Source organism: Cupriavidus sp. HPC(L) (assembly GCF_000307735.3).
Lineage (GTDB): Bacteria > Pseudomonadota > Gammaproteobacteria > Burkholderiales > Burkholderiaceae > Cupriavidus.
In genome coordinates this window covers 1-6,014 of sequence record NZ_AMPR02000184.1, presented here as the reverse complement: position 1 = coordinate 6,014, position 6,014 = coordinate 1, and the positions used below count along the sequence as shown (strand labels likewise).

General features: G+C 68.6%; 6 protein-coding genes. All 6 read right to left on the bottom strand.

The genetic code is table 11. The annotated features are described in order from the left end of the window. Positions 1-3 precede the first annotated feature (3 nt). On the bottom strand, positions 4-975 hold the full coding sequence (locus B551_RS12125; RefSeq protein ID WP_006580045.1) for an ABC transporter substrate-binding protein: 972 nt from the start codon (positions 973-975) through the stop codon (positions 4-6). A gap of 226 nt (positions 976-1,201) precedes the next feature. After that, on the bottom strand, positions 1,202-2,260 hold the full coding sequence (locus B551_RS12120; RefSeq protein ID WP_006580044.1) for an aldo/keto reductase: 1,059 nt from the start codon (positions 2,258-2,260) through the stop codon (positions 1,202-1,204). Between the two features lie 83 nt (positions 2,261-2,343). After that, positions 2,344-3,378: a quinone-dependent dihydroorotate dehydrogenase gene (locus tag B551_RS12115; protein WP_023264172.1), complete on the bottom strand. Its 1,035-nt coding sequence runs from the start codon at positions 3,376-3,378 to the stop codon at positions 2,344-2,346. A gap of 194 nt (positions 3,379-3,572) precedes the next feature. Beyond that, the gene (locus B551_RS12110; protein WP_006577461.1) at positions 3,573-4,325 is read right to left on the bottom strand and encodes an arginyltransferase; all 753 of its coding nucleotides are present in this window, start codon (positions 4,323-4,325) and stop codon (positions 3,573-3,575) included. A 46-nt stretch (positions 4,326-4,371) separates the two neighbouring features. Next, positions 4,372-5,121, bottom strand: a complete 750-nt coding sequence (aat, locus tag B551_RS12105) for a leucyl/phenylalanyl-tRNA--protein transferase (protein WP_006577460.1) — start codon at positions 5,119-5,121, stop codon at positions 4,372-4,374. A 109-nt stretch (positions 5,122-5,230) separates the two neighbouring features. After that, positions 5,231-5,815, bottom strand: coding sequence for an NUDIX hydrolase (locus B551_RS12100; RefSeq protein ID WP_006577459.1), 585 nt, complete (start codon positions 5,813-5,815; stop codon positions 5,231-5,233). Between the last annotated feature and the right edge of the window lie 199 nt (positions 5,816-6,014).

The following is a 6,014-nucleotide window of genomic DNA, read 5'->3' as shown; positions in this document are numbered from 1 at the left end:
TCATTACTTGATGACCTGCTTGGCTTCCTTGATCAGGTCCTGCGACAGCGTCACGCCTTGCTTCTCGGCGGCCGTCGTGTTGACGAACAGCTCCAGCTTGTCGCTGGTCTCGGACGGGATCGCGCCCGGCTTCTCGCCCTTCAGGATGCGCACCACGATCTTGCCGGTCTGAACGCCCAGGTCGCCGTAGTTGATGCCCAGCGCCGCGATCGCACCGCGCTTGACGCTGTCGGTATCGGCGGCCACCAGCGGCACCTTCGATTCGTTGGCGACCTTGACCAGTGCCTCGTAGGCCGACACCACGTTGTTGTCGGTATTCGTGTAGATCACGTCGACCTTGCCGACCAGGCTCTTGGCCGCCGGACCGATATCGACGGTACGCGGCGCGGCGGCTTCCTTCAGCGTCAGGCCTTCCTTGGCCAGCAGCGTCTTCAGTTCCTTGACCACCACGACCGAGTTGGCCTCGCCCGGGTTGTAGACCATGCCGACGGTCTTGGCCTTGGGCACCACGCGCTTGATCAGCGCGACCTGCTTGTCCAGCGGCAGCTTGTCGGACACGCCGGTCACGTTGGTGCCGCTGGCCTGCCAGCCCTTGACCAGTTGTGCCGCGACCGGGTCGGTGACGCCCGAGTAGACGACCGGCACGGTCTTGGTCGAGGCGACCACGGCCTGCGCGGCCGGCGTCGCGATCGCGACGATCGCGTTCGGCTGGTCGCCGACGAACTTGCGGGCGATCTGCGCGGCGGTGCCGGTATTGCCCTGCGCGCTCTGGTATTCCCACTTCAGGTTCTTGTCGGCGTCGTAGCCGGCCGTCTTCAGTTCTGCGCGCACGCCGTCGCGGATCGCGTCCAGCGCGGGGTGATCGACGATCGAGAGCACCTTGACGGTCTGCGCGCTCACCGCGCCGCCGTGCAGCAGGGCCAGCGCAACGGCGCCGGCCAGCAGGGTCTTGGTCGAAGTTTTCAGCATGGTCATGGTCGAATCTCCCCTCGAATATTTGGTTGTGGGTTTCGTTCGGGTCGGCCGCCCCTGTGCCTCGGTGGTTCCAGTGGATCGCCGGCCGGCGCGCGGGGTTCGCGCACCTGCCGCGGGGCGGCGTCAAGCCCGCGAGGATACCACTTCCCCGGCCCGCGGTGCCTTGTTGCGGCGCGGTGTGGAACCCCCACCGAGGTCGGGTTTCCGGGCCGATCCACTGGACGTGTTATTGCGCCGGATTGTGAATCTCGGCGTGGATCCGCTCGATGCCGGCCAGCACCTCATCCGGCAGCCGCACACCCCAGGCATCGATGTTTTCCTGCAGCTGCGCCAGCGTGGTCGCACCGATGATCGTGCTGTGCGCGAACCAGCGCGAGTAGCACCAGGCCAGCGCCAGCGTGGCCGGCGACAGGCCGTGCGCGCGCGCCAGCTCGACGTAGCGCGCGCTGGCCGCCAGCGTCTCCGGGCGCAGATAGCGCGGGCTCCAGTCGGCCGGGAAGCGCGTCAGCCGGCCCTGCGCCGAGGCGTCGAAGGTCGGCTGCGCGGTGTTGGCCTTCAGGTATTTGCCGGTCAGCTGGCCGAACGCCAGCGGGCTGTAGACCAGCAGGCTGACGCCGGTGCGGTAGCAGGCTTCGTCCAGGCCCTGCTCGAAGCTGCGATTGACCAGGTTGTAGGGGTTCTGCACGGTCGCGATGCGCGGCAGCCCGTGCAGCTCCGCCTGCTTGACGAATTCGGCGATGCCCCACGGCGTTTCGTTCGACACGCCGACGTAGCGGATCTTGCCGGCGCGCACCAGCTGGGCCATCGCATCGAGCTGCGCGGCGATGCTGGTGCAGGCGCGCTCGCGCGACGGATCGAACTGCTTCTGCCCGAAGATCGGCGCGTTGCGGGCGGGCCAGTGGATCTGGTACAGGTCGATGTAGTCGGTCTGCAGGCGCTTCAGCGACTCGTCGACGGCGGCGCGAATGCTGTGCGGCGTCAGGTCGCCGCCGTTGCGGATCCACGGCATGCGCGCCGGGCCGGCGACCTTGGTGGCCAGCACGATGCGGTCGCGCGGCTGGCGCTTGAGCCAGCTGCCGACGATCTGCTCGGTGCGGCCATAGGTATCGGCGCGCGGCTTGACCGGGTACATCTCCGCGGTATCGATGAAGTTGATGCCGCGCGAGAACGCATAGTCGAGCTGCTGGTGGCCTTCGGCCTCGGTGTTCTGTTCGCCGAAGGTCATCGTGCCGAGGCAGATGCGCGAGACCTGCAAATCGCTCTGGCCTAGTCGGATCGTTTCCATGCGGTATTCCTTTGAATGGGGCGGGACGAAAGGGACGGGCGCATCAGCGGGCCCGCAAGCCCGCGTCGCGCATCGAGCGGACATCAAGCGCGCAGCGCGGCGGCGCATTCCTTGACCAGCGCCGGGCCGCGGTAGATCAGCCCGGTGTAGAGCTGCACCAGCTGCGCGCCCGCGTCGATCTTGGCGCGCGCCTGCGCGCCGTCGAAGATGCCGCCGACGCCGACGATCGGCAGCGCGTCGCCGACCACCGCGCGCAGCGCGCGCACCACCGCGGTCGACGCATCGAACACCGGGCGGCCAGACAGGCCACCGGCTTCCTCGGCGTGCGGCAGGCCCTTGACGGCCTCGCGCGAGATCGTCGTATTGGTGGCGATCACGCCGTCGATTCGATGGCGGACCAGCGCGTCGCCGATATTGCCGATCTGGTCGGCGTCGAGATCGGGCGCGATCTTCAGCGCCAGCGGCACGTAGCGCCGGTGCTGGTCGGCCAGCCGCTGCTGCGCGGTCTTCAGCGCGGACAGCAGGCCGTCGAGCTCGCTCGCCCCCTGCAGCTGGCGCAGGTTCTTGGTATTGGGCGACGAGATGTTGACGGTCACGTAGCTCGCATGCGGATAGACGCGCTCCAGGCAGTACAGATAGTCGTCGACCGCGCGCTCGATCGGCGTGTCGGCGTTCTTGCCGATGTTCAGCCCCAGCACGCCGCCTTCGGCCTTCCAGCGCGACGCGTTGACGTTCGCGACGAAGGCATCGACGCCGCCGTTGTTGAAGCCCATCCGGTTGATCAGCGCCTCTGCCTTCGGCAGCCGGAACATGCGCGGGCGCGGATTGCCCGGTTGCGGGCGCGGCGTCACCGTGCCGACCTCGATGAAGCCGAAGCCGAACGCGGCCAGGCCGTCGATATAGGCGCCGTCCTTGTCGAGACCGGCAGCGAGTCCGACCGGATTCGGGAAGCGCACGCCCATCACGGTGCGCGGATCGTCGTCGATGCGGTTGCCGAGGCAGCCGGCCAGTCCAAGGCGCTGCGCGCGGCGCAGATTGTCGAGCGTCAGATGGTGAGCGTCCTCGGCATCCATCGAGAACAGGGCGGGACGAAACAGGGGATAGAGCGCGTTGAGCACGGCGGAAATCGGGGCAGGGAAGGACAGAGAATCGGGGCAGGGAACCGGTACCGGGCGACCTGTCGGAGAGCGGCGGGCAGTACCGGAATGCACCGCGGGCGGATCGCGGCGCGGTCAGGGCGATATTGTAACGGCAGCGGCGCTTGGGACGCCGGCAGTCCGCCAGCGCCAGGCCGGCGCGGGGGCGTGCGCTTTCAGGCGGCGTCGGCCTCGAACGGCCGCCACTGGTTGCCGACCAGCACCTGCAGCGGCTGGAAGCGCGCCTTGTAGGCCATCTTGCGGCTGTTGGCGATCCAGTAGCCGAGATAAAGGTGAGGCAGGCCCAGTTCGCGGGTCTGCTCGATCTGCCACAGGATGTTGTAGGTGCCGTAGCTGGTCTTGGGCTGCAGCGGATCGTAGAACGTGTAGACCGACGACAGGCCGTCGTCGAGCACGTCGATCATGCTGACCATCCGCAGCTTGCCCGGCTCGGCGGCGTCCGCCGGATCACGGAATTCGACCAGCCGCGAATTGACGCGGCTCTGCAGCAGGAACTGTTCGTACTGGTCGCGGCTGTCCTGGTCCATGCCGCCGCCGGCATGGCGCATCGACTGGTAGCGCAGATACAGCGCGTAGTGTTCCTCGACGTAGGTCAGCGGCGCCACCAGCGCCTGCAGATGGCGGTGGCGCTGCCAGGCGCGGCGCTGGCTGCGGTCCGGCTCGAACTGGTCGACCGCCAGCCGGCACGGCGTGCAGGCATGGCAATCGTCGCAATACGGGCGATAGGTGAAGACGCCGCTGCGCCGGAAGCCGGCGCGGACCAGGCGGGAATAGACGTCGGCATTGATCAGGTGCGCGGGGGTGGCCACCTGCGAGCGGGCCATGCGGCCTTCGAGATAGCTGCAAGCGTAGGGCGCCGTTGCATAGAACTGCAGCGCGGAAAGGGGCAATTCCTTGAGCTTGCTCATGATCGGGTGCTGCCGTCGGGTGCTGCCGCGGTCGGAGCGCGAGGCGCTAGCGTTCAGCGTCGCGCGCCCGTGTCCACCATTCGAGCACCGTCTTGTCGAACCGCCAGGGCACGATCTGCGGCTGCGCGGTCGCCGCGCGCAGATGCGCGACGAACTCGCTGCGCGGAATCGGCCGCGCGCCCAGCGAGGCGAGGTGCTCGGTTTCCTGCTGGCAGTCTATCATCGTCACCCCGTGGCCGGCGAGGAAGCCGCACAGCGCCGCCAGCGCGATCTTCGACGCGTCCGTGCGGCGCGCGAACATCGACTCGCCGTAGAACATGCGGCCGAGCGCCACGCCGTACAGGCCGCCGACGCGCTCGCCGCGGTACCAGGTCTCGACCGAATGGGCCATGCCGCGCGCGTGCAGCGCGCCATAGGCCTCGACGATCTCCGGCGTGATCCAGGTGCCGTGCTGGCCCGCGCGCGGGGTCTCGGCGCAGGCGCGCATCACCGATGCGAAATCGTCGTCCACGCGGATCTGCCAGTCGTTTTCGCGCAGCACGCGCTTGAGCGTCTTGCGCAGGCTCAACGAGACCCGCAGCGCAGCCGGGTCGAGCACCATGCGCGGATCGGTGCTCCACCACAGCACCGGCTGGCCCTGCGCATACCAGGGAAAGATGCCATGGCGGTAGGCCAGCAGCAGGCGCTGCGGGGTCAGGTCGCGGCTGGCGGCCAGCAGGCCGGGGGCTTCGGAGTCGGGGCCCAGCGCGGCATCGACCGGGGGAAACGGATCGTGCGGGTCGAGCCAGGCGATCATGCGCGGGCGGAGGCGGGGGCGAACCAGCGGTTGAACGTGGAAGGCGCAGCCTTGGCGGGCATGGCGGGCAGTGGCGGGCAGTGGCGGGCCGTGGCCGCGTGCGCTGCGTTCAGGGCTCCACCGTCGCGCGCGCCGACAGCGGGCGCATCGGCTTGTCGATATCGAGCGTATGCAGCCGGAAGCTGCCGTCGGCGATGCGGCCGGCGGCGCGGTCGGCGAAGAAGCAGCGCAGCGTGTGGATCACCGTGGGGAAGGCCAGCTCGTCCCAGGGCACGTCGGCCTCGTCGACCAGCTTGACCTCGAGGCTTTCCTCGCCCGGCGCGATATCGAGATCTTCCAGCCTGGCCAGATAGAACAGATGGACCTGATGCACGTGCGGCACGTTCAGCATCGAGAACAGCTCGCCGATCTGCACGCGGGCGCCGGCTTCCTCCAGCGTCTCGCGTGCGGCGGCCTGCGCGGTGGTCTCGCCGATCTCCATGAAGCCCGCCGGCAGCGTCCAGAATCCGTAGCGCGGCTCGATCGCGCGCTTGCACAGCAGGATCTTGTCTTCCCAGACCGGAACCGTGCCGACCACATTGCGCGGATTGACGTAATGGATGGTGCCGCATTGATCGCAGAGATGGCGCGGCCGGTTGTCGCCATCGGGAATGCGCAGCACGACCGCATGGCCGCAGTTCGAGCAGAATTTCATGGATTCGGTCCGGGAGGAATGGGCGCAGTTTATCACCGGGCCCGGGGGCGGCAGGGCGATCCCGAACGGCGGCGCCGCACAGGCAGCCTAGCCGCGCACCGCGCTACGGAACGCGGCACCGAGCGCGGCCAGCGCATCCCGCGGCCGGCCGTCCCTGACGCGCGAATGCAGCACGATCGGCAAACGCGGCAACTCGGGC

Bases quoted from the DNA above. Each gene is read 5' to 3' on its own strand.
- B551_RS12100 (WP_006577459.1), bottom strand. From the start codon at position 5,815: ATGAAATTCTGCTCGAACTGCGGCCATGCGGTCGTGCTGCGCATTCCC.
- aat (WP_006577460.1), bottom strand. From the start codon at position 5,121: ATGATCGCCTGGCTCGACCCGCACGATCCGTTTCCCCCGGTCGATGCC.
- B551_RS12110 (WP_006577461.1), bottom strand. From the start codon at position 4,325: ATGAGCAAGCTCAAGGAATTGCCCCTTTCCGCGCTGCAGTTCTATGCA.
- B551_RS12120 (WP_006580044.1), bottom strand. From the start codon at position 2,260: ATGGAAACGATCCGACTAGGCCAGAGCGATTTGCAGGTCTCGCGCATC.
- B551_RS12125 (WP_006580045.1), bottom strand. From the start codon at position 975: ATGACCATGCTGAAAACTTCGACCAAGACCCTGCTGGCCGGCGCCGTT.